The sequence below is a fragment of the Seonamhaeicola sp. NFXS20 genome, from assembly GCF_049132085.1.
GTDB lineage: Bacteria > Bacteroidota > Bacteroidia > Flavobacteriales > Flavobacteriaceae > Seonamhaeicola.
The window spans coordinates 42,412-66,185 of sequence record NZ_JAFMPU010000004.1; the positions used below are offsets into that span (position 1 = coordinate 42,412).

At 33.8% G+C, this 23,774-nt stretch carries 13 protein-coding genes; 1 reads left to right on the forward strand and 12 read right to left on the reverse strand.

Features of this window, described 5'->3' with window-relative positions; genetic code table 11:
- Positions 1 to 130 precede the first annotated feature (130 nt).
- Positions 131 to 1,162 carry a LacI family DNA-binding transcriptional regulator gene (locus tag J1D01_RS07950; protein WP_372937199.1) on the forward strand — a complete coding sequence of 344 codons (1,032 nt, stop codon included), beginning with the start codon at positions 131 to 133 and terminating at the stop codon, positions 1,160 to 1,162.
- A gap of 38 nt (positions 1,163 to 1,200) precedes the next feature.
- On the opposite strand, the gene manA is transcribed toward J1D01_RS07950, so the two are convergent.
- The 12 genes from manA to J1D01_RS08010 all read right to left on the reverse strand — a co-directional run bounded on the left by manA (position 1,201) and on the right by J1D01_RS08010 (position 23,717).
- Entirely contained in the window at positions 1,201 to 2,403 is a 1,203-nt protein-coding gene (gene manA / locus J1D01_RS07955) for a mannose-6-phosphate isomerase, class I (protein WP_372937200.1), read from the reverse strand.
- A gap of 42 nt (positions 2,404 to 2,445) precedes the next feature.
- Positions 2,446 to 4,863: a glycoside hydrolase family 3 N-terminal domain-containing protein gene (locus J1D01_RS07960; protein WP_421150435.1), complete on the reverse strand. Its 2,418-nt coding sequence runs from the start codon at positions 4,861 to 4,863 to the stop codon at positions 2,446 to 2,448.
- Positions 4,864 to 4,914: 51 nt separating this feature from the next.
- A complete protein-coding gene (locus J1D01_RS07965; protein WP_421150436.1) occupies positions 4,915 to 5,661 on the reverse strand; it encodes a DUF6250 domain-containing protein in 747 nt (248 codons plus the stop codon).
- Positions 5,662 to 5,672: 11 nt separating this feature from the next.
- The gene (locus tag J1D01_RS07970) at positions 5,673 to 7,307 is read right to left on the reverse strand and encodes a GH39 family glycosyl hydrolase (protein WP_421150437.1); all 1,635 of its coding nucleotides are present in this window, start codon (positions 7,305 to 7,307) and stop codon (positions 5,673 to 5,675) included.
- A gap of 34 nt (positions 7,308 to 7,341) precedes the next feature.
- The gene (locus J1D01_RS07975) at positions 7,342 to 8,775 is read right to left on the reverse strand and encodes a glycoside hydrolase family 30 protein (RefSeq protein WP_421150438.1); all 1,434 of its coding nucleotides are present in this window, start codon (positions 8,773 to 8,775) and stop codon (positions 7,342 to 7,344) included.
- A 41-nt stretch (positions 8,776 to 8,816) separates the two neighbouring features.
- Positions 8,817 to 10,412, reverse strand: coding sequence for a sialate O-acetylesterase (locus J1D01_RS07980; protein WP_421150439.1), 1,596 nt, complete (start codon positions 10,410 to 10,412; stop codon positions 8,817 to 8,819).
- Between the two features lie 250 nt (positions 10,413 to 10,662).
- Entirely contained in the window at positions 10,663 to 11,892 is a 1,230-nt protein-coding gene (locus J1D01_RS07985; RefSeq protein ID WP_421150440.1) for a leucine-rich repeat domain-containing protein, read from the reverse strand.
- A gap of 214 nt (positions 11,893 to 12,106) precedes the next feature.
- Entirely contained in the window at positions 12,107 to 14,548 is a 2,442-nt protein-coding gene (locus tag J1D01_RS07990) for a leucine-rich repeat protein (protein ID WP_421150441.1), read from the reverse strand.
- A 23-nt stretch (positions 14,549 to 14,571) separates the two neighbouring features.
- A complete protein-coding gene (locus tag J1D01_RS07995; protein ID WP_421150442.1) occupies positions 14,572 to 17,286 on the reverse strand; it encodes a carbohydrate-binding protein in 2,715 nt (904 codons plus the stop codon).
- Entirely contained in the window at positions 17,286 to 20,159 is a 2,874-nt protein-coding gene (locus J1D01_RS08000) for a DUF7594 domain-containing protein (protein ID WP_421150443.1), read from the reverse strand. The genes J1D01_RS07995 and J1D01_RS08000 overlap by 1 nt, the downstream gene beginning before the upstream one ends.
- 188 nt (positions 20,160 to 20,347) lie before the next feature.
- On the reverse strand, positions 20,348 to 21,847 hold the full coding sequence (locus J1D01_RS08005; RefSeq protein ID WP_421150444.1) for a sulfatase-like hydrolase/transferase: 1,500 nt from the start codon (positions 21,845 to 21,847) through the stop codon (positions 20,348 to 20,350).
- 22 nt (positions 21,848 to 21,869) lie between these two features.
- Complete coding sequence (locus J1D01_RS08010) at positions 21,870 to 23,717, reverse strand: arylsulfatase (RefSeq protein WP_421150445.1); 1,848 nt, start codon at positions 23,715 to 23,717, stop codon at positions 21,870 to 21,872.
- Positions 23,718 to 23,774 lie beyond the last annotated feature (57 nt).

Below are 23,774 nucleotides of genomic sequence, written 5' to 3' on the forward strand. Positions count from 1 at the left end.
TAATTAGTTTGCTTAAACGTTTAAGCAATATTTTAAAAATAAATCAAAACTCAATAAATAGCTATGGGGTTTTGATTATAGGTAGTAATACAATATATTTGCTTAAACGATTAAGCAAATATATAAAAAATTGGCAAACAAAAAAAAAGCTACTATAAAAGATATTGCAAATGTGTTAAATATCTCTCCTGCAGCTGTTTCTAAAGCACTTCATGACGATTCTAGAATTAGTGAAAAAACTAAAAAAGCCGTTAAGCAAGTTGCTAAAAATTTAAACTATCAGCCAAATCATTTAGCTAGTGCTTTAAGAAAAGGAAAAAGTAATTTGGTTGGTGTTATTGTACCCAGAACCAATAGTAATTTTTTTTCATCGGTTATTCAAAGTATTGAAGAAGTTCTAAATAAAGAAGGATACAATATCATCATTACCCAATCAAACGAATCTTATAAAAAAGAATGTGATAATATAGACGCATTATTATTTACACAGGTTGATGGCATAATTGCTTCTATGGCTAATGAAACCGTTAAGCTAGATTATTATGAAAAGGTTAAATCTAAGGGCATCCCGCTTATTTTATTTGACCGTGGTGAAAACGATTTAAATGTAGATTATATTGGAATTAATGACTATGAAAGTAGCCATATGATAATTGAGCATTTGGTTAATCAAGGATGTAAAAGGATTGCCCATATTGGTGGATTTAAACGTACTAGAATTTTTAATAACAGGATTAAAGGATACATTGATGCTATTAAAAAACACAACCTGCCTTTAGAAGATGAATTGTTGATTGAAAGTAGCTTAACTATTGAAGACGGAAGAGCTAAAATGCAACAACTTTTAAACTTAGAAAACAAACCAGATGCCGTATATGTTGCTGGTGATTATGCTGCTTTAGGTGCTTTACAAGTATTAAATGAAAATAAAATTAATATCCCACAAGAAATGGCATTGGTTGGTTTTGGAGACGAACCTTTTACCGCTCTAATTAAACCTTCTATTTCTAGCATAAACCAACATAGTAAAGAAATAGGAAGACTTGCTGCTTTAACTTTTTTAGAACACATGAAAAAAGATGTTGTAAAGCAATCTTTAAACAAGCAAATTTTAGATGCTAAATTGGTTGTAAGAGATTCGTCTGATATATCTAGCAACTAAAGAGTATTTAACTCGATTTTAATTAAGTTGAATTACACTTATGGTGCTGTAGCCTTAAAAATTATAGCTGAAGATTTAGCTGTTATAGCATACTTACAGTTAGCTAAAATTAAAGCCGATTTTCCTTTACTTAAATTAATGACATTTTCGTTTTCTTCAGACAACTCAACATCTCCTTCTAAAACCATTAAAATTTGAGCACTGCTTGATGTTGAAGTATAAACATTGTTGTTTGAAAGTTTTATTTGACTCAACTCAAAATCTGGTGCGGGACTTTTATATATGCGTTCTAGACCGTCAGATTGCGCTTCTCCTTTTAATATATTTGGGACTGTAGCTTCAAAAGTCACGTGCTTTAATAACTCGGGCACATCAACATGTTTTGGTGTTAAACCACCTCTTAATACATTATCAGAATTAGCCATAAGCTCCATATTCTGCCCTTCTAAATAAGCATGTGGAATTCCTGCATCTTGAAATACCGCTTCTCCTTTTTCAACTTTAACAATATTAAAGAAGTAAATAGAGTAAATTCCTTTATCAATAGAATTATGATTACTTGTATCTATAGCTTTTGCTGCCCAATAAGCTGGATCTGACTTACTTAATCCACCTTTTTTATAAAGCGGTAATATTCTCTCTACTAAAGGTTTTAGAATTCTGTTAGTTTCCTCTTCTGTTTGTTCCATTACTGTACGGTACAAACCTAAATAACTCTCGTTATCAAAAACTGGTAAAAACTCTTTAAATTCAGGTACTGAATTAAGGACCTTTCTTAATTTATCTTCAGTTAAAAAACCGTGAAGCAACCAAAACTCACTTAAAGCAACCATAATTTCAGGTTTATGGTTATCATCTTTATAGTTTCTATGAGGAGCTGTTATAGGGATTCCTAGTTCATTTTCGCGTTTAAATCCTTTTTCGGCTTCTGCTTTAGTTGGGTGTACTTGTATAGATAACATATCATTTACATCAAGTACTTTAAACAAAAACGGGAGTCTACCAAATTGGTTTGTAACCTTTGTTCCTAAGCTTTCTTCTAAGTTATTGTTTAAAAAAGTATCTAAATTAACCAACCCTGTTTCGCTCTTTACAACTGAGGGCGCATTTACATGAGCTCCTAACCAATATTCGGCATATGGTTTATTTTCTGGTGTTATTCCTAGTAAATCTGGAATATATTGTTTACCTCCCCATGCATAATTTTGAATCTTCCCTTTTAGAGCAAAAATCTTTGTCATAATTGTTAATTATTTTACTTTTTAAATGTTTTATAAATTAGTCTATTCATCTACGGCTACTACTTTAAATTGCTTTTTAAGTTTTATATCTTCGGAAGAACTTCCTACTAAAACCTCAAAATAACCAGGTTCAACCGTCCAATTCATATTTTTGTCAAAAATAGCTAAATCGTCTGGCTGAAGTGTAAAATTAATAGTTTTTGTTTCACCAGGTTTTAAGGGAACTCTTTCAAACCCTCTAAGCACAGATTCATAAGTAGTTACACTACTTACTTCATCTTTAATGTATAACTGAACAATTTCATCACCAGCTCTATGTCCTGTATTTTTAACTTTAAATGAAACATTCACATTGGCTTGCGCTTTAATTATAGTGGGTGTTACCACCAAATCACTATACTCAAAAGTTGTGTAACTTAAACCATATCCGAAGGGATACAGCGGACCTAAAACTCGTGTATTCCCATAACCATTTGGTCCTGCACCTGGTTGACCTGCTTGCGACCCTGGTTTGTAAGGAAAATTTAAAGGGATTTGCCCCACTGCTTTTGGAAAGGTAACCGATAATTTGCCACCTGGGTTATAATCTCCAAATAAAGTTTCGGCAATAACTTCACCGGCTGCCGTACTTGGAAACCAAGCTTCTAAAATGGCTGGTAAAAATTTATTTTCCCAATTTATGGTTAATGGTTGTCCATTTATTAATACTAAAACTACTGGTTTTCCGGTTGCATATAAGGCTTGTACCAATTGGAACTGACGCCCAGGTAAGCCTAAACTGGTTCTAGATTTTGTTTCGCCAACGCGTTTTTCATCTTCACCAACAACAGCAATAATAACATCAGATTGTTTTGCTTTTTTAACCGCTGCATCAATATCTGCCTGTTCTTTTACCGATAATGGTGTTGGAATTATTTCGCTCCCTGGCCAATTAGGATCTACAATATCACATCCTTTCTCAAAGACAACATTTGCTTTATTACCTGCATATTGTTTTATGCCTTCGAATACCGAAACCGAAGGATTAAATGCAGGACCATAACGACTATATGTAAAACTCACCTCGTTTGCTAATGGCCCTGTAACCAAAATATTATCTAAATTATCAATATTTAATGGTAACGTGTTATTTTCATTTTTAAGAAGTACTAACGACTCTCGATTGATTTGTTTTGAAAACGCTTGGTCTTCATTGGTATGTACTAATTTATCGGCATCTTTTGGGTTTTCAACATATGGATTATCAAAAAGTCCTAATCTAAATTTTACGCGTAATACATCAGCAACTCTCTCATCAATTGTGTTTATAGAAACAGCACCTTCTGCAATTAATTCACGTAACGGTTCAATAAAAGACTCTGGTGTTCTGAAGGTAGTACGCACGTTAAGTCCTGCTTCAATTACCTGACGTACGGCTTCTTTGTAATCTTTAGCTACTCTATGTTTTTCTGAAACATATTCTACCGCTTCACTATCGGAAACCACATAACCGTTAAAGCCGAATTTTTGACGAAGTAAATCGGTTAAAAAATATTTACTTGCTGTTATAGGTACGCCATCGTAATCATTATAACTACTCATTATCCCCATGGGAGCAGCCTCTTTAATTACTTTTTGAAAAGGATATAAATGTAGTTGAAACATTTCGCGAGGCGCCACATGCGGATCGGTTCTTGCATCGCCATCTCTAGCGCCTTTTGGGATACTATAAACGGCGAAATGTTTTAAGGTTGAAGCCACACCTTGGGATTGAATTCCAAGAGTCATTTGTTTTCCCATTTCAGAAATATGAAACGGTTCTTCTCCGTAGCATTCTAAAACGCGTCCCCAACGTTGATCTCTTGCAACATCTAAAATAGGTGCGTATACATTACTATAACCTAATGCTTTTGCTTCTCGCCCTACAATTTCTCCTGCTTTACGTACCAAATTTTTATTCCAAGTACTGCCAATACCAATAGGAGCTGGTAGAGGTGTAGCACGTTCATGACATAAACCGTGAACACCTTCGTTAGTAAAGTCTACCGGAATACCTAACCTCGTTTCTTCAACAAACCATTTTTGTACTGTGTTGATGGCTTCGGCGTGTGTGCTATACGGATACGCATATTTTGTATGTGTTTTTTCTTGATTCCAAATGGTATTTAAGTGTTCATCAATATTGGCAATACCGTCTTTCCAAACACGTTTTTTCCATTTGTCATTAGGCATTTCATCTTCTAAAACCCTTGCAAATCCATAAAGCGTTGTTAATTGGCAGGTTTTTTCGTTTACATTCATTAACGAAATAAGATTTTGCACTCTAGCTTCTAAAGGCGCTTTAGCATCTTCATAAATATCTTTTACCCCGTTTTTATTAAAATCAATCCAATCTTTATGGTAAATTGATTTTTTGCCAGTTTTGTGTCCAACAAACAAAAACGCAACAAAAATAATTAGTAGTTTTTTGTAAAACTTCATTGTGAAAAATTATAGATTCATGCCAGAAAAAACTATTATTTAGATTAGATGTTATTCTGAAATTATTTTATATACTTTGAAATTATCTGCGGTCATATGATTTTTAACCGTTCTAAATCCAAAATGCCCCGAAGTATAAGGATTTTCATCTTCAAAATCGGCAAATAAAACATCATTTCTATAATATTGAATTGATCCTTTATTGGCTACAATTTTTATGTGATAAGGGGTATTGGGTTCTAACATATATTTAGCATCACTTAAATCGTGTTCTGGCAATAGTGGTCTTTCGCCATTACCTACATAACGTCTAAAACGGGTGGTTTTATTGTTGTTTCCACCAACTCCCATATAATACAATTGTAGGCTATCATAGTTTGAAAATTTACCACCACGTTTTTTAGAGTTCGCAAATAAATTATCTGGGTTTTCAGGATCGGTAGCCATCCAAAAACAATTTAAATCTGATACTCTATCATTGGCTCCTCCATTTTCAATAATGAATACATCGTATTCAATAATAATAGGTCCTTCAAACTTTTTCTTTAACCAAACGGTGCAACCTTTAACATCGTTTATTTCTAATTTTCCATCTTTAATTTCTACGGTTCCCCCTTCCATTTGTTCTACCTGCCAATTTTTCAAATCTTTATTAAAATCTTCTTCATAAATAAGAGTAGCTTTTACCGATTCATTTTTGATAGTGAAGGTTTTAGCATTTTTACAACTGGTAATAGACACCAAAAAAAGTGCTATAATTAACAATTTAAACAAGTGTAGTACATTTAGAATCTTCATATAATAGGGCTTTAATTTATTTGTTTAATCAATACTAAACTCCAAGGAGTTATTTCATGTTTAACTTTTAAAACACCATTTTTATCAGCTTTAATATAATCTGTTTTCATGGTGTTTGCATATTCTTTCATAATTTTAATTTCTTCTCTTGTAGGTGGTTCTGGTTTACCCATGGCTTCCCAAAAATTGTGAATATTACCATGATCTTTGTCTAAAATTTCAATTTTAAACATAGTACCAGCCTTTAATCCTTTTAGTGTAAAATTTAAGTGTTTTGATGTTCCTGTTTCTCGTTTATTGCTACCAGAAGGTACTGCATTTTCATATTCTTTTGGGTAATTGTAAGCCAACGCTACAATTTTATTGTCTTTTGATTTTTTACTTATAAAGAGATAATCATCTTTATATAGTTTTTGATTTCCTAATTGGTGTAGCATTCTGTAAGCATGGTACGAGGGCTTCACTAAGCCTTGAAAATTTATCATACCGAAACCACCGTGAAAAATACTTGAAGCGCCTCCTTTTTCTTCAAAAATATCTGTAAAAGTCCACAAAGATAAAGAGTTTGTTAACCCAATACAGTCTAAATTAGATTTAACAATATAAGCTGCCGAAGGTAAACGATCATGCATAGCATCTCTACTACTTGGGCTAGTATTCCATTCTGTTAAATGAATTTCAACATCTGGAAAAGCACTTTTTTTTATGGTTTTGTTAAGCCATTCTAGGTCTTCTTTAACTGAGTGTACATAACGAGTAAGTCCTCTTCCTTTTCCAGTTTCAGGATTGAAAGCATAATCTGTTGGGTAAGGGTGTGTTGTTACAAAATCTACTGGTAAATTTTCTTTTTTACAATATTTAAGAAAGTCTTCAATCCATACTCCATGCCATTTAAGGGCATTAATATCTTTTGCGTTGAAAACAGCTTCAGACACATCATGATTAGTAGTTTCTCCATCAAAACGAGTATCGGGCACAAAGTTACTAGTAGAAGGTCCGCCTATTTTCAAACGTTTATCAACAGATTTTACTGCAATAGCCGATTGTTTATATAATTCAAAATATTGTGATTTGGTTCCATCCCAGAAATGTGGATATAAATTGGGCTCATTCCAAACTTCAAAATACCATTTTAATACTTCATCAATACCATAGCGGTCTACACAATGTTGTGTAAAGACTTTTACTAAATCGTGCCATTTTTCAAATGTATCATCGGCTGGTGTAACATTGGCTTTCCACCAAAAAACCGTTTTAGAATTTTCAGCAGCCATACTTTTTGGGAAAAAAGCTAATTCTACAAATGGGCGTACATTTAGTTCTAATAATCTATCAAAAATATCATCTATATATTGCCAGTTGTAATGGTTTTTTCCTCTTTCTGTTACTATTGGAAACATATCATCATGAAACAAACCATGAAAACGAACGTACTCAAATCCACAGTTTTTTTGTACTTGTTCCATTTGCTCTAACCAACCAGCACGTAAAGCTTCATTGGCTCTACCTGCTCCAACCATTTTACTCCAATAATGATCAAATTTTTCACCTTGTTGATTAACATCAACCTGAATATTATTTTGTGCGTTTAAAGTTAAAACACTACAAAAAATTAAACTGTAAATTATACCTTTTAATACTTTCATTTTAAGATTTATAATATTATGTGCGCTTTAAATTTTAATTATTTACTACTACGGTATTTATTGATGTAGGTTGAAGTTCTACCCCAAATGTTTTATCTCCAACTTTAAAATTCACCTCTTTTAAGCTAGATTCTGGGTTGTATACTAACATCAATATGCGACCATCTTTTAATTTAAATGCTAAATGATTTTTTCCTTCTGAAGATTTTAAATAATAATCTCCCGGTTGTACAAAATGAGACAGGTGTTTGAATAAATAAAACTCATCTGTGTATTTTATTGATTTTGAATTTTTATCAATTACCACCATAGAATTCTGTGGCCAACCCCATGCGCTTTTTCCTGTTTCATCTAAAACCATATTCCAGTACATATAAGAGCCTGCTCCGTTATTAATATAGTGTACCAAATCTTTCCATGAACGCTCTACCGATGTCCAGTTGTTTTCATGTTCACCACATTTATTTTCGGTTTGCATTAACTTTAAATCAGGATATTCTTTATGAATTGTTGGAATAGATTTTGCGCCTCCCCATTGAAATCCTACTCCTGCGATATACTTTGATGCATCTTTATACTCTAAAACCGTTTTAACATAATTAGGGTCTCCCGAATTAACTGTACCCAGCCATATTTCAGTATCAAGTCCATCTTCTTCAAATTGCGGGCCTAAAAAATCATTAATAAAATAGGCCATATCTTCTGGTCTCCATGTACAACTAGGCCAGTTGGGTTGATAAGCTATTTCATTTTGTGGTTGAATAGAAAATAGTTCAATACCTTCATTTTTATAAGCTTGTACAAATTTTGAAAAATACAAGGCATAGGCCTTTAAGTAGCGTTCTTGCATTTTAAAACCCGTTGCATTGTTTAAAATTTTAGCTCCTGGATGCATTTTGTTCCCCTTTATAGCATTACCAAACTCACCACTTCTCATGGCGTAATGCTCATTTACTTTCATCCATGCAGGTGGCGACCATGGCGATGCCCATATTTGTAAATTTGAGTTTACTTTTAAAGCTTCCTTTAAATATGGAATTAAAATATATCGGTCTCTATCTATATTAAAATCGCGCATTTCAAAGTCTTCGGGTACATCGTTACTTGAATAATAACTCAATGCATAATCTGAGGCTCCTAGTGGAATTCTACACATTGAAAAATTACAACCTTCCTTTGAAAATAACGCATTAAAAACTTGGTTGGCGGATTCTTTTGGTAATGCTGAAATGGCTTCCCAACCTAATTCATTAAATGCTCCTCCTACACCATCTATTGCTTGTAAAAGGCTATCTGTATATACAACAACATCTACCTTTTCTACATCCTTCTTTAAAAACTTTTTTGCTTTTACCCATCGCTGTGATGGTGTTGTGTAAACTAAATCTACTTTTTGGGCAAATAGCGTATTGCATATTAAAAAAGCTCCTAATAGAGTAACACTTAAGTTTAATTTGTTTTTTTTCATTATAATTTTAATAGTCTTTTTTAGATTTCTATTTATTGGTTTTATTTTTTGGTTGTAAATACTGCTGCGGGTAATCCTTCTTTGTTATAAAGGTTAGCACCAACTGGAGTACCAGACCATGCATAACGAACGTTTATGGGTTGAGTAATAGACTCATTCCAAACTTCAATTTGATTTTTTGAAATTATTTTAGCCTTTGCTGGTTTCCAAATACCATTTTCATCTTCTATCTCAAAAGCTCCTAAAGGTTCATCTACCATAAAAGGTTTGTGCAGCAAATGTTTATGTGCTGTTATTAAACCAGAACCCACCTCTGTAAACTCGATTTGAATTTTACTACCTTTTACCTGAAACGATTTATATAATGGACCACTAACTGCATCAACATTTACTCTATAATCATTTTTTAATGCCCATAGCGCCAACCGTTTTCCTGCATCCATTTTATTATGCGGATGAATATCTTTGGCTTCTCCAATATCATGTAAAACTGCCATACCCGTATTTGGCACCTGCAACGTTCTCCTTAGTTGATTATTAACAATAGCCCAACCTGCATCTGCTTCTGGGTTGGCTCTTTTACAGGACGCTAATTGTACATAGTAAAATGGAAAATCACCCTGATTCCAATCGGTTCTCCAATTATTAATCATGGTGGTTAAATAATATTCATATTCATTTGGTTTAAATACGGCATTACTTTCTCCCTGATACCAAATAGCACCTTTTATAGCATAGGGTATAATGGCTGAAAGCATCCCGTTGTATAGTGTTGCAGGTTCTTGTTTTTCATTTCTTGGGTTAGTAGCTGGTTTAGGCTTCTTACCTTTTTTTCCGTTATTTTCCCACTTTTCTAAGGCTTTTTGGTAGGCTTTATCTTTATAATTTTTAGCCTCTAATTTTTTTATAGTAGCTTTTGCTTTAGACCGACTTGCTTTAAAATAATCTCTTAGGTTTTTGTCTGCCATATAAGTTTCTTCGGAAATCCACGGTTGAATGCGCGAACCTCCCCAAGAGCATTCTAACAACCCAATGGGCACATTCACATGCTTTCTTAATTCTTTAGCAAAAAAGTAACCTGTGGCAGTTATTTTTCCTATTTGATCTGGATTTACGCTTCGCCAGTTATCTTTAAAAGATAATTTCTTTTCGAAAAGCGACGTTGCTTGAGGTACTTCTATATGACGTATCCAATCGTCTTTTGCTGTAGCAACTTCTTTTCTTATATATTCTACCAACGGTTGGTATTGTGGTTCTCTAGCATTGTTTATAAACTTAGACATAGAAAAATCCATATTAGATTGTCCTGTACATAACCAAATATCACCAGATAAGACATTGTTAATTTCAATTTTATTTTTACCCGTAATGGTAATAGTAAATGGACCGCCTGCTTTTGGCGTTTGTAAATCTACACGCCAATTACCATCTGCGGAAGTAACAGTTTTAACCTCTTCTCCCCAACTTGTGGTTACAATCACTTTCTCATTTGCATCTGCCCAACCCCAAACAGGTACTAGAGCCTCTCGTTGAATAACCATATTATCAGCAAACAAACTATTTACTTTTACGTTGGCAAACAAAACCCAAGGCAAAGCAACTGTTATACAAAATGCTACTATTATTTTTGCTTTCATATTAAATTATCTGTTCTTTAGATTTACTATGCAATTTGACAAAAAATAAATTTTAAATGTATAACTATTTATGCATAGACTATAAATAATAGTTCTTTTAATATTAAACTCTGTTTTTAGTATTTAAAAATATTTAACCTTTAATATTTTACTTATAATTTTTAATGAGATAGTTTTAGTAATGTAGAAGAATAAAAAAAGCCGTAACAAATGTTACGACTTTTTGAAATATTATTATTTAATTAATTATTTATTGCTTAACAATACGTTGAGTAAACTCACCATTGTCTGCTTTTACTTTAAATAAGTAAATACCGTTTGATAAATTAGAAATATTTATTTGAGATTCTGCGGCACTTATTGTTTTGTTTAATAAGGCTCTACCGTTTAAATCATAAACTGTAACTGCAGCGTTTCTTAATTGCTTATTCTTTATTACAACAACATCTCTTGTTGGGTTAGGATACATGTTAAAGCCTAACTCTAAAGCAACCTCTTTTGTACTTAATAACTCTGGCATTTCACCTTCTATAATACTTGCAGAAGGAAACCTACACCATGATAAATGAGCTTCATACGCAGATTTAGTACCTACTGGCACATAAATTTTAACTGGCGTGCCTTCAAAAATACCTGTAAGCTCAGGAACTCCCATACCTGCATAATTACCAGCAAAACCACTAGTATCACCAGCACTTCCTGGCTCATTAGGATTAGTAGGATGATTAGCCCACTCATTTCTAAAAAATTTAGAATCATTAGCAAAGTTAACCGCTGCAAGCTGTGTTGCATCCCAATTAAGTTGTACTTGCTCTAAAGAATTGGTAGGATCATCATCACCTAAAAACAGATTACCAATAGTTGTAAGAGTAGCTGGAACATTATATTCTCTAACCCCATCCATTCCATAAAAAACACCAGCTCCAGCACTTTCAGCAACAGGAGCATTTATTGCTGTTATATTGCTGCAATTAAAGAAAGGGTAAGCACCAAGATCCTTACATGCTGGTAAATTAATCTCTCCTGTTAAACCAGTACAACCAACAAAAGTATTGCTACCTAAAACAACAATATTGTCTAGATTGATAGATGAAAGGTTAGGATTATCTCTAAAATGGTGAGCCCCATTAAAAGTAGTTACAGATGCTGGCAAAGTTACACTTGTTACATATACATTTGCTGGATTACGCCCTGCTCCTTTAGTGCCACTAGCACTAAAAGCACCATCACCTATTGAGGTAACCGTAAAAGGAAAAAATGCCCCAGTAGGAGTAGCTGTTTCTGGGACAACCACAGCTACATCAGAAGTTGGTGCATTAGCCCAACTAATAAGTTCTACTTCATTAGTAGCACCACCATCAGCAACAGATACTGTGACTCTGAAATTAAAATCTCCTTCTGCAAATTCTAGCCCTACTGCTTGAGCGTTCATTGTTGCTGTTACTAATAAAGCAACCAATAATTGTAATGTTTTTTTCATAATACATTAATTTTTAGTTAATTAATAAATTTTTAGTTAGTGACCACAATTAATAAAAAAAGCCTTTTTTAAAGTATCATTTATTACCCAAAACCTATAAAACAATGCTCATTTAGATTAAAAGAGCTTTTTGTTTGTTTTAAATTCTCACAAACAAAGACTTAAATACCATTTATAAAACACTAGAGATCTAGTTTATAACCATTTAAGAAACTTATAGCTTTACCAGCCTCTTTATAAATTGATTATTTCCTGCTTTAATTTTGAGTAAATAAACACCTTGTGACAAGTTAGATATGTCTATTTGAATTTCTGAAGTGCTTGTTATTTTGTTAAATAAATTACTTCCGTTTAAATCATAAACTGAAATAGTAGCGTTCTTTAATTGTTTGTTTTTTATTGAAACTATGCCCTTAGTTGGATTAGGATAAATACTGAAATTAGCTTCTAAAGCTGCATCTTTGGTACTTAACACCCCTTCTTGTATATTAAAGTCTGTCCAAATGGGTGCCTCTTCATAAAATTGTGCTGTCCCTGATGGTACAAGCAAGTTTATATTACTTAAAGTTAAACCACTAAACAAATTATTTACGGTAGCATCAGGAATACTAGAAGATGAGACCCAATTTACCTGTATATCTGTTATTCCTGTACAACCTCTAAAAGATGCTACCCCCATTGTTGTTATTGTACTTGGAATATTTACTGAGGTGATTGATTTACAATCTCTTATCATTTGGTCTGGAAGTACCGTCCATTCACTAGGAATGGTAAAAGAAGTAATACCTGTTGCTCTAAGTGAGCCAACCCCTAGAGTTACCGTTCCAGGAATTATAACAGAAGTAACTAAACTACACTGATAAAAGGCATAATTACCTACAGTTGTTGCTTTTGTTAAATTTAAAGGAGATAAGGCTAATTTAGCAGAACCTTGAAAACTAGAATTTCCATATGTGATAATATTTTCTAAATTTATAGTTGTTAAGTTTGTACAACTACGAAACGCTTCAGTACCAATATTTACTACGCTACTTGGAAGCGTTACATTGGTAATTATAGTATTATCTTGAAAAGCACCAACACCAACTGATACCACATTAAACGGAATAGAATTATTACTAGCTTGTTCTGGTATTATTGCATTAGCAATATCTTGACCAGAGACAAACCCTGTAACCTCACATTCATTGGGATTTGTACTCAATACTCTATATGTGAAAGTACCATCATTAAAATCTAAATTTTCTATTCCAGTACACGAATTAGTAATAACTGTATTTCCTGAGCCATTATCTGTAACTGCTCCTGTAGTATTAACAATACTAGAACTTGTAGTTGAAAGGATTTCTACAGGCATTTCAGTACAATTATTTAAGGTAACACCAGAGGTAGCACTACTACCTAAGGGAGAAAACGGATTGGTGCCTGTTGGTCTGGTTGCACCAACTAAAATTTTATGGTCTTGTGCTCTGGTTTCATCATTAAACTTTGTTAGTGTTACATTATGATTATTTCCAGCTATAGTAGCCACTGCGTGGAGTGTAGTTGTTGGAAGTGTTGGTATTAGCTCTAATTCAACATTAGAATCATCTCCAGACAGGTATAGTAATGGTCCGTTTACAGCATCACCACGACTGTTTTCTATAGTAACATCCTTAACATTAAAACCTGCCTCACAGCCTGTAGTTTCGCAATTTTTAACTAAAAGAGGTCCTCCTGTTTCTAGAGCAAAACCTACACGTGTATTTCTTGCGGTGCAATTTACAAGTGTTATTCCTTCGGTTGTATTTCCTGCACCAGAACCATAAGCCCTAAAACCACACTCACTTAGAGACTTAGTATAACCTGGAGTAATTACTTTTTCACCTTCATAATTGGGGTATACGGCCTCAAAATCTAAATCGAAAGCAGGACCTGAGGTTTCTGCTAACATATCATCTGTTGTTCTAGTTACTGCTTCGGCATAACAATCTTGAAAAAGCACATTTCTACCACCTTGTACAAAAAATAAATGACCAAAAGAGGTTGAGTAAATACTACATCCTATAATAGAAACATTTAACCCGCCTACTAACAAGCCGCTATGTTTTCGCATTGCTACTAAACTTCCTCCTCCTTTTCCTAAAAGGTCACCATAGCCATAAGGTGACGAACCACTCATGTTGAGCGTAACATTTTCTACCGTAATGTTATCTCCAGATACCGTCATAGATTGCCCTCCACTTGCCGTAGGGCTATCACCAATATCTGTAACAGTTAAACCTTTAAAATGTATATAATTTCCAGTTAAATGAAACTCAATAACACTCCCTCCTAAATCGTTTAAAAGTTCGGTATCTACATTAATAGTTACCCCTGTAAAATCAAACGTATTGTTACTACCACTAAAACGAATCATAGCTCTTCTACCAAACTCATCTGCTGGGGTATTGTTAGCTATAACCGTTGGGGTTAAATAATCACTCATTTCATAAACGCCTGGTGTCATTGTTACAATTTGTCCTGATTGAGATGCTGCACTAGCTAATTCTGCAATACTGGAAACTGTTACTTCTGTTTGAGACGAAACACTAAAGATTGATGACATGGAAAACAAAAGCACAAAGCATGTATTTCTTAAAAAGGACATTAAATTTTCTCTTTTTAAAATGTTCATTTTTATTAGCATAGTTATTTAATTTAGTTTTTAATTATTTTTTTTGTTATTAGCCTACCATTTTTATTCACACACACTAAATAAACCCCGTTGTTTATATGACTAACATCTATTGTTTGATTGTGTTGCTTAACATTAGTTGTTAATACTTTATTTCCTAAAATGTTATAAATGGATAGTTTAGCCCCTATACAATGGCTTAAAAAAAAATTATTATTTACTGGATTTGGATATAATCTCACCCTATTATTAAATTCATTTTTTTTGTTAGATAAGGCTGTACCCTCTCCATAAACCTCAACTTCGGCAAGAGATAACGCCGTTGATGATGTTTTAGATATTTTTACTACCCTTCCTACAACACCTTCTGTATTAATAGTTAATAAAGGAGGATCTGGTTGCTCTGTATAAAATTGACTATAAGTTGTGTTTCCATTGGCATCTTTAACTTCAATAGTAAAATTGTTTAATCTATCACCATAATTGCTACCAGTTCTGTTATAAACACTAATGGTCTCTATGTTATAATTAGCTTGTAAATCTACTTGCCACCATGGTTCTGGATCTAAAATGGCATCTGCCGAAGTATGTGTTACAGAACCATTGTTAAAATTACCATCTGTATTCCCATCAATGGCTAGCTCTGGAAAACCATCCCAACCAGTTGATGATTGTGTAGCTATACATCCTCTTGAAGCCAGAGCTAAATTTGGTATTGAAGGTGTTGCTTCTACAAAATTAGATTGCACAATAGTTGCCGATGAATTGACAGCTTCTATCCAATAATAATACGTTTCACCATTATTTACAGACGTATCTGTATAGCTAGTACCTACTACATTTTCAGCTATTAAGCTTTTTCCTGTTTCACTAAAATGAGCGTTTCTATAAATGTTTTGAATAGCAGGCACTATATTTTGTAGAGACCAAGTTAAGTTAACCTTTTTATTAGAGGTTTCTGCATTAAGTACTACTGATGCTGGCATTGGCTCTAGTTTAAACCAATTGAGATTAAACAAACTTGATGTAGCTCCTTTAAAAACCAAGTATAAATCTTTAACTCCAGAAAGCACACTTGTAGTTGTAGAAAAGTTATCCCAATTTTGATCTCCACCAGTATTTACTACAGAAATAGTTCCTACTAGAGTTCCTGTTGGACTACCTATTCTAACTTCTATGGAACCTCCAGATGTATTACAAGCTGCCCTTGCGCTGAAATTAGTAACTCCACTACCTAAATCTACAGCTTCAAATTTAATCCAATCTCCATTTTCTATATTCGTTACACTTTCTGTTCTCTCTGTATTTGGTTCTGTAGTTACTCCTAACATTTCATCATAACACTCTGCTTCATATAAAGTTGTTTGTGGCAAACTACATACATCCACATCGTCTTCAGTAACATTAAAAATATAGCAATTCATACTTTCAGATTCTATTGTAGGAATAAACGTATTTCCCGAAGCTATATAAGTAGTTTCTACACCTTCTATTGGTGTATTGTTTGTCCAATAATGTGTACTAATTTCACTAGTAATGGTAGATTGGTCCATTTTAATTGGAAGTGTATAGCTAGTATTACCTTCGTTAATTACCCAAAGTACTATTTTGTTATCTTTCCTAAAGGTGATTGTATAAACATCTGGAGCATTATTTACAGAAGTTGTAAGATATTTATGATTTAAAATGTTATTAGAAAAATGTTTCATCATATAATACCCTCGAAGCCTTCTACCTGTTCCATTATTAGAAAAATAAATAGCTCTTGTTTCTTTATCAATACCTCGAGACCAAATTTCAAAATAAACCTCTCCACTTAAACCGGCTTCATAACGTTGTGCTTTCTTAATGTACTCGTCTATTTGTTTCCACATTGGTCTTTCTTCCCCATAAGTTGGAGACCCACTACCCGTACTTGTTTCATCATCATACATTGGCTTGCCTAAAGCAATTGCTTTTTCTGTTATTTCCACCCATTTTTCTGGGCCTAAATTAGAATAGTTATGACTACAAAAACCACTATATAAATCTTTAGTTCCAAGTGATTGTACATCATTTAAATAGGTTAATCCTGCGGTTATACTCCAAAATCCTTGATCTATAATTATTGGTTTATCAATTCCACGATTATCCAACTCAGTATATAGTGTATTTATAATATCTTTGGCCTCTGATGCTCTAACATGCCACATCCATTCTTTTGCTGTTGAAAGAATAGAAATAGGCACCCCTTGTTGACTCATGTATTCACAATAATCTGCTAAAAAAACTCCGTATTTTTGTACATTAGTTGCTTTTGTACTGTAGGTATGTATCCAATCTGGCATATTATTATCATCACCATACCCATCGTAATCTGAACGCATTGTGGCAAAAAATTTAATATCTGGGTTTATTTCCTTAATAGCTTGCATAGTAGTAACTTGCTTATCATAAAACGCCCAATTTTTAACGCCCTCAGTCAATTCTTGGTTTTTATCATATTGCACTCTACAAACATTAAAATTGATATCTTTGAAACTCCACTGAAGAATATCTGCTTTATTCTGAGCATTTTGAATAGCCTTTGAACTACGCTCCATATCGCCTCCTATCATATCTATGGTTTGCTTGTAATTAGTTGAATTTACCACAATGGATTGAGAAAAACTATTTATAGTCAAAATCAAAAGAGCCACAAAACAAAACGGTTGACTAAGTTTTAAAAACATTTTATTATTGATACTTTTTTTTCTCATTATTTCTTAACAATTTTTTTGGTAATCACTTTTTCGTTATTCTTTACTTGAACAAAATAAACTCCACTAGTTAAATTGCTAACATCAATAGTTTCTTCATTTTTTTTAATATCAACCGATAACACCTGCTTTCCTAACAAATTAAAAACTGACAGATTTGACCCCATACAGTCTCTTAGAGAAAACTCAATATTAACTGGGTTAGGATATAATTTTAGACTTTGCTCTACAGCATTAATACTTAAAGGTTCACTGGCATACTCTACAATAAGTTCTGGTACTAATGTGGGGTCGAATTCCTTACTACGAAAATCAATACCGCTTGAATTATTATTATCGTCTTTTACAACAAATGTGATTGTTTTATCACCATTGTACTCCTGTGCTACGTATGACGACACATCCCATTCACTCCATGTAGAGGTAGTTGTAGCACTAGATCGCTGATTGTTATAATCTGGTTTATTAGCCCATGTTATACCTGTCTCTGTCCAACTATCATCCGCCACATCGTAAACTGTACGTACCTGACTAAAACCTGTTCTTTGATAAATTCTAAGTTTAGCCGATATAATAGTTCCGGGTACGCTACTTAAATCAAACTTCAAATAAGCATACCTACCTTCGCCTTTAGTTACTAAAACCGTAGCAGCGCCATAATTGGTATTTACATTAGATAAATGCACATAGGCATCTGCTTCTACATCTAAATTTAATGTCCCCGCTACGGCTTCTACCACACGAAGTTGTTGCGATACACTTGGTGCAGGATAATATAATTCATTCCCAGATTGATTAGCTGTAATGGTTGTAATACCTGTTCCTACAATATGCACTTTACCACCTACTATAGTTGCCACCGAAGGGTTTGAACTGGAGTAACTAACATCAAGCCCAGAACTTGCTGTAGCCTCTGGATTGAAATCAGCACCTCCAACTACTTTATCTGAAATTGTAAAAAATTGAATGGTTTGGTCACTTTTAGTTATGCCTGTTTTGTTTATTGAAAAGCTATCTAATTTAAACGCATCCGAAGTGCCATTAAACATTATTTTTAAACTCTGAACTCCTTGGTTTAAAACAATATCTTCGGCAATGATATAGCTTTTCCAATCTGTTTCTCCTGTTGAGTTAGGGGCTCCAAATGGCACTTGTAAATCTGTAGTTTTTTCTTCTTCATTAAAAGCAAACTTCATGGTTGCTCCAGATTGTGAAGCTGCATAGTTAATAGCAATGCTATAGGTGGCTCTTTCAGGAACTGCGATAGTATATGTAAGCCATTCTCCAGATTTAATTGATGTAATATTGTACCCACCTCCAGATTTAGCTTCAATATCAACACTTTCTGTGGTTCTATATTCGCCACCCGAATTGTTTATGTCATCATCACTGTAAACCAGACCTTCTCCATCTATTGGTAAGTAATCATAATTCTCAGCTTCAATGGTAGCTGTTAAATCATTCATTTTAAACACAGGAAGTCCATTTAAATCAAAACCACTTATAGGATCTCCGGGACTTACTCTATGGAATTTCAAACCACCCCAACCATGAAATTCTGAAGGTCGGTGCTCTCCTTCAAAACCTATTACGTCCTGATAAATTTCCAGACCTTTTAATGTCCATTCATAATTATTTGATGGTAAATTTATGCGATCTCTATAATGCCCTAATACCATTTCATACCATGGATCTAGCACATCTTCACCTCTACTATCTCTAGTATAATCACAAACTACGTGCGGATTTATTTTTTTTGCCAAGAACCGACCAGTTCGATCCCATCGTTCTAAAAACTCCCCTGAGGCAACAGTAGGGTTCCAATCTGGATGCCCATAAGCACTAAACTGATCTGCGCCTACATTATACCTGAAAAAAAACTCTATACCTTTTAATAAACGGTTATCTAAATGCCCATACAAATTATCCCCTTGATTCCAAGCCATTTCAGCCATACATGCAATAATTTGAATACCTACAGAAGAATGTACTTGATCTCTAGCCGATTCCTGACATTGTCCATTTTCATAGATATAGTTACTTATAACTTCATTGTAACCATAATCTTCTATTGTATTAAGTCTACCCGTACTATTACGTTCTTCTATATACTCGCAGTCATTGTATGGGGTGTTTGTGTTAAGGTCTGGAGGTCCAGAAGGGTAAGCTAAATCATCTGCTCTATGCGGTAACCCTTGCAAATAACGAAGGGCTCTATCATACATTATTTCATTATCTAAAAAAATAGCCATTGCCATTAGTGAACGATATGCAAATAACCCTTGATTACCATAACGCCCTGGATCGCCTTGGTAAAGATTCCAGTAAAATGTCTTATTACCAGTGGGGACAGTTGTTGTAGAATATCCGGGATAAACCAACATATCTGCAAATTTCTGTTGATCTGCTATAGACCATCCATCGTATGTGTGTTTTATAATTTCTGCACCTTCACACATTTTCCAAGGGCCTCGACCTTGATTTAGCGGAATACCAGTTGTATTAGTAACATTTACCCATGAATTAAATATCTCTACAGCCTTTTCTGCATGACATTCATCTCCTGTTATATACCACATGAGCGCGTTATAATATGCTGCATAACCATCATTTTGAAAATCACTATGATTAGTTATCTCTGTAATACTAGTATCACCTTTTACTGTGTAACTACATAAAGATTTACTATTGGAACTAAAATTTGCAAACTCTGAAGCCCAAGGCTCCTCACCTGCTTCTACCATAGCTTTAATACGTTCTAAATCAGACATGCTATGAGATATACCAGGATGTACCAATTGTGCAAAAACGGAAGTAAGAGGTAGTACTAAAAAGATGAAAAGAAAGAAAAACCTCTTTTTTTTATCATTCATAATTATAATGTTATTTAATTTAGTTAGTTGTTATAATATTATGAATAGATTGTAAATAATACTGTAAATTATGATGCCATGACTTAAACTTATTACTCATATTTATTAATATAAAGGTGATAATAACAAAAAGTGCTGCATTCTAAATTAAGAATACAGCACTTATTAAAACTAAAACAGCTTTCCATTTACTTAACTTGTGGTTGGTTCCACAAGCGGTAAGGGTCATCATGTTTTTCCATCTGTTCTAATAAAAGAGCTTCCATTTCAGCTAACTTATCGGCATATTTTAGATTATTTGCTAAATTGGTTAACATCTCTCCTTCTTTACCGTGTTCTGGTAAAAATTCATGAGGGTTTTCTGCTATGTTAAAGAGTTGTGTTTCTCTTACTGCACCACCCATAACATCATACTTTATAAGCTTCCAATCGCCCTTTTTAACTGCACGAATACCTGGTTTAGTACCGCCACAATAAACACCGTACATAACATCTCTAACTGTTTCTTTTTCTCCTTTTAAAACAGGTACAAAACTTTCACCTTCAACAGTCTCTGGTGCTTCTATACCAGCCAAATCACATAATGTTGGCAACACATCTAATAAGTAAATATTGCCTTTAACTCGTTTTCCTGAAGGCAAATTAGGACCTTTTACAATGAAAGGCACCCTCCAAGTATGTTCATATAAATTTTGTTTTCCCTGTAAACCATGACGTCCAATTGCCATACCATGATCTGCGGTATAGATAATGTACGTGTTATCTAATTCCCCCATGGCCTCTAGTTTTGTTAAAACTTTATTTAATTGAATGTCTATATTTTCTGAACAAGCAAACTCTCTACCCAATTCATTTCTAATAGTATTTTCATCTCTATTTTTCCAAACGCCACTTACTCTTTCTTCATCTCTTAAATTTGGATGACCATGATGAAACGGATGCTCTTCTAAATAGTTTGGTGGCAATTGGGGCTGTTTTTCATTTAATGGTGGTAATGAATTCTTATCTTTATGATTAATGGCACCATACTTTTCTAGCAATTCTGGTGTTCCATTTCGGGTATCATGAGGATGTGAAAAACCGAAATAGATAAAAAACGGATCTTCTTCTTTGGTTTGTTCTCTTTGGTTTAAATAAGTTAACACCTGTTCTGCATGCCACGCGCTACCGGTTTCTTCTGTACCACCACGTTTTGTGGCGTCTTTTACAACACTAAATTGCCTGTTTGCTCCAGGATACGAATTTCCTTTTTTACAAGTACGCATAGTTTTATAACCGGCGCGATTAAAAACCGCTCCTATAGTTTGCTCGTCTATTTCATGCGGATCTGTTTGTTTTTGAAACTCTGCACTTGGTGGTAAATGCCATAAGGTGCGTCCGCTCATAATCATGTGGCGAGATGGTGTACAAACAGCTCCATTCATAGACCCCATATGGCGAGCTCCATCAAACACAATACCCTCTTGAGCCAACTTACTTATTGTTGGAGTTTCTAGAATAGAATTAGGATTATATGTTTGTAAATCAAACGGTGATTGGTCATCAACTAAAACAAATAGAAAGTTGGGTTTTTTAGTTTCTTTTACAGATTCTGATTTTGATTCTGTTTTATTCTTACAGCCCGAAAGTACAATTAAGAACAAACATGCTGTAATTAAGGTCTTTTTTAAAAGTTTATAATATTTCATTAATTTATATTATTGTTTAATGTTAACTTTCTTTTTTAATAGTAGCATAATAAGCTCCTAATTCTTCACCTGAATCTAAAGTAAACCAGGTTTTTAAATGAGTTTCTCCTTTTTCTAATTTAACGGTATATTCCACATACTCAGCATCTAAATTAACGGGGTTAGACATTTTAATGTCCTGAATTTCAATTCTAGAATTTGTGATATTTAAGGCTTTACCTTCTTTACTTGGGGTAACACTAGTTCCTTCAAGAGCAGGACGCACAGGTGCTTTTGCTCCTAATGGTAAATGCGTTTCTTCTGGCCAACGACGTAATTTAATGGTGTAAGTTCCGGGTTCTTCAACCTTTACACGCCAAAACCCGTTGTTGATTTGCCCCATACGTATGTGATCTTGTTTCCATGGTGTAAATGTTTCACTGTGCCAATCATGGCAAAATAGTGTTGTTGGGTTTTCAGCTTCATTACCAATAATAAAATATGGTTTTTCTTTGAAAGTAGGCGATATTTCTGCCCACCATTTATCATACGCTGCCTTATATTCTGCTACTTTTTCTGGGAATTTTTCTGCTAAATTTATTCGTTGTTCGGGGTCGGTTTTTAAATCGTAAAGCTCAGTTCCTTCAACCAATCTCCAATTTTTATGCATTAAAGCAGTACGTTTCCATGGTACTGGATCTGTAGAAAATTGCGTATTTACGTAAACAATTCGATCTTCAAAATTAGAATTATCACCATTCATTAGAGGTACTAAACTAGAACCATCAAACTTTAAATCTTCTTTAAGTTCTAACCCACATAGGTCTACCAAAGTTGGAAACACATCATAATGTGCGGTTAAATCGTTTATATCTTTACCTATGTTTATCCCGCCATTTTTCCAATGAATATAAAATGGCACTCGGTGTCCGCCTTCATACATGCTAGCTTTTACACCTCGCATACCAGCATTATAGCCTTTAGCAATAAAACCATCTAGTCTGTCTTGCCCCTTACCCATTTTGTTTCCTGCTGCAGAACCATTATCTGCAGTAAAAATAAGAATGGTATTATCCATTAAATTAATAGATTTTAAATAATCTACTAGCTTGCCAAGGTTTTCATCAATATTAGCAATCATGCCGTAAAATGCTGCATTTGGGATATTTTCATTATCCTTATAAGGGTCTGAATATTTATTATCTACCCAATATGGTGAATGTGCTGCATTGGTAGACAGGTAACAAAAGAATGGTTTGTCTTTATGTTTACCAATATATTCTTTTGCGTTTTCAAACCACACATCTGTACAATAACCTTCAAATTTTTCTAATTTACCGTTATGAACATAGGTATCATCAAAATAATCATTATTCCAATAATCCATAGTTTGCCCTACACCACCACCATTATTCATTAAAACCTCATCGAACCCTTTGTCTTGAGGACGAAACGGATAATTATCACCTAAATGCCATTTACCAAACATAGCTGTATTATAACCGTTTTCTTTAAACACCTGCGCCATGGTTTTTTCTTTTTCAAGAATAAGCGAGCGCCCTTTAATAGTGAAAAATACCCCTGTTCTGTAATTGTGGTGCCCTGTCATAAATGCTGCACGTGTGGGTGCACAAGTTGGACTTACATGATAATCTGTTAAACGTACACTTTGGCTATGCAATTTATCTATGTTTGGTGTTTTAATCCACTTATTTCCATGAGCTGCTATATCTCCATACCCTACATCATCAACCATAATTACAATTACATTTGGCTTTATATTTTCATTTTTAACCTCTACTTCTTTTTTATCTGCTTTACAACTTGCTAGAAATACTAGTAACAAACAAGCAAAACAATAATACATGTAGATATTTAAAGATTTTCTCATAAAATAGAATTATTCTGGATTTAATTTTGGTGTTTTACAAATGTATTTATCTTATAA

Bases quoted from the DNA above. Each gene is read 5' to 3' on its own strand.
- manA (WP_372937200.1), bottom strand. From the start codon at position 2,403: ATGACAAAGATTTTTGCTCTAAAAGGGAAGATTCAAAATTATGCATGG.
- J1D01_RS07960 (WP_421150435.1), bottom strand. From the start codon at position 4,863: ATGAAGTTTTACAAAAAACTACTAATTATTTTTGTTGCGTTTTTGTTT.
- J1D01_RS07965 (WP_421150436.1), bottom strand. From the start codon at position 5,661: ATGAAGATTCTAAATGTACTACACTTGTTTAAATTGTTAATTATAGCA.
- J1D01_RS07970 (WP_421150437.1), bottom strand. From the start codon at position 7,307: ATGAAAGTATTAAAAGGTATAATTTACAGTTTAATTTTTTGTAGTGTT.
- J1D01_RS07975 (WP_421150438.1), bottom strand. From the start codon at position 8,775: ATGAAAAAAAACAAATTAAACTTAAGTGTTACTCTATTAGGAGCTTTT.
- J1D01_RS07980 (WP_421150439.1), bottom strand. From the start codon at position 10,412: ATGAAAGCAAAAATAATAGTAGCATTTTGTATAACAGTTGCTTTGCCT.
- J1D01_RS07985 (WP_421150440.1), bottom strand. From the start codon at position 11,892: ATGAAAAAAACATTACAATTATTGGTTGCTTTATTAGTAACAGCAACA.
- J1D01_RS07990 (WP_421150441.1), bottom strand. From the start codon at position 14,548: ATGAACATTTTAAAAAGAGAAAATTTAATGTCCTTTTTAAGAAATACA.
- J1D01_RS07995 (WP_421150442.1), bottom strand. From the start codon at position 17,286: ATGAGAAAAAAAAGTATCAATAATAAAATGTTTTTAAAACTTAGTCAA.
- J1D01_RS08000 (WP_421150443.1), bottom strand. From the start codon at position 20,159: ATGAATGATAAAAAAAAGAGGTTTTTCTTTCTTTTCATCTTTTTAGTA.
- J1D01_RS08005 (WP_421150444.1), bottom strand. From the start codon at position 21,847: ATGAAATATTATAAACTTTTAAAAAAGACCTTAATTACAGCATGTTTG.
- J1D01_RS08010 (WP_421150445.1), bottom strand. From the start codon at position 23,717: ATGAGAAAATCTTTAAATATCTACATGTATTATTGTTTTGCTTGTTTG.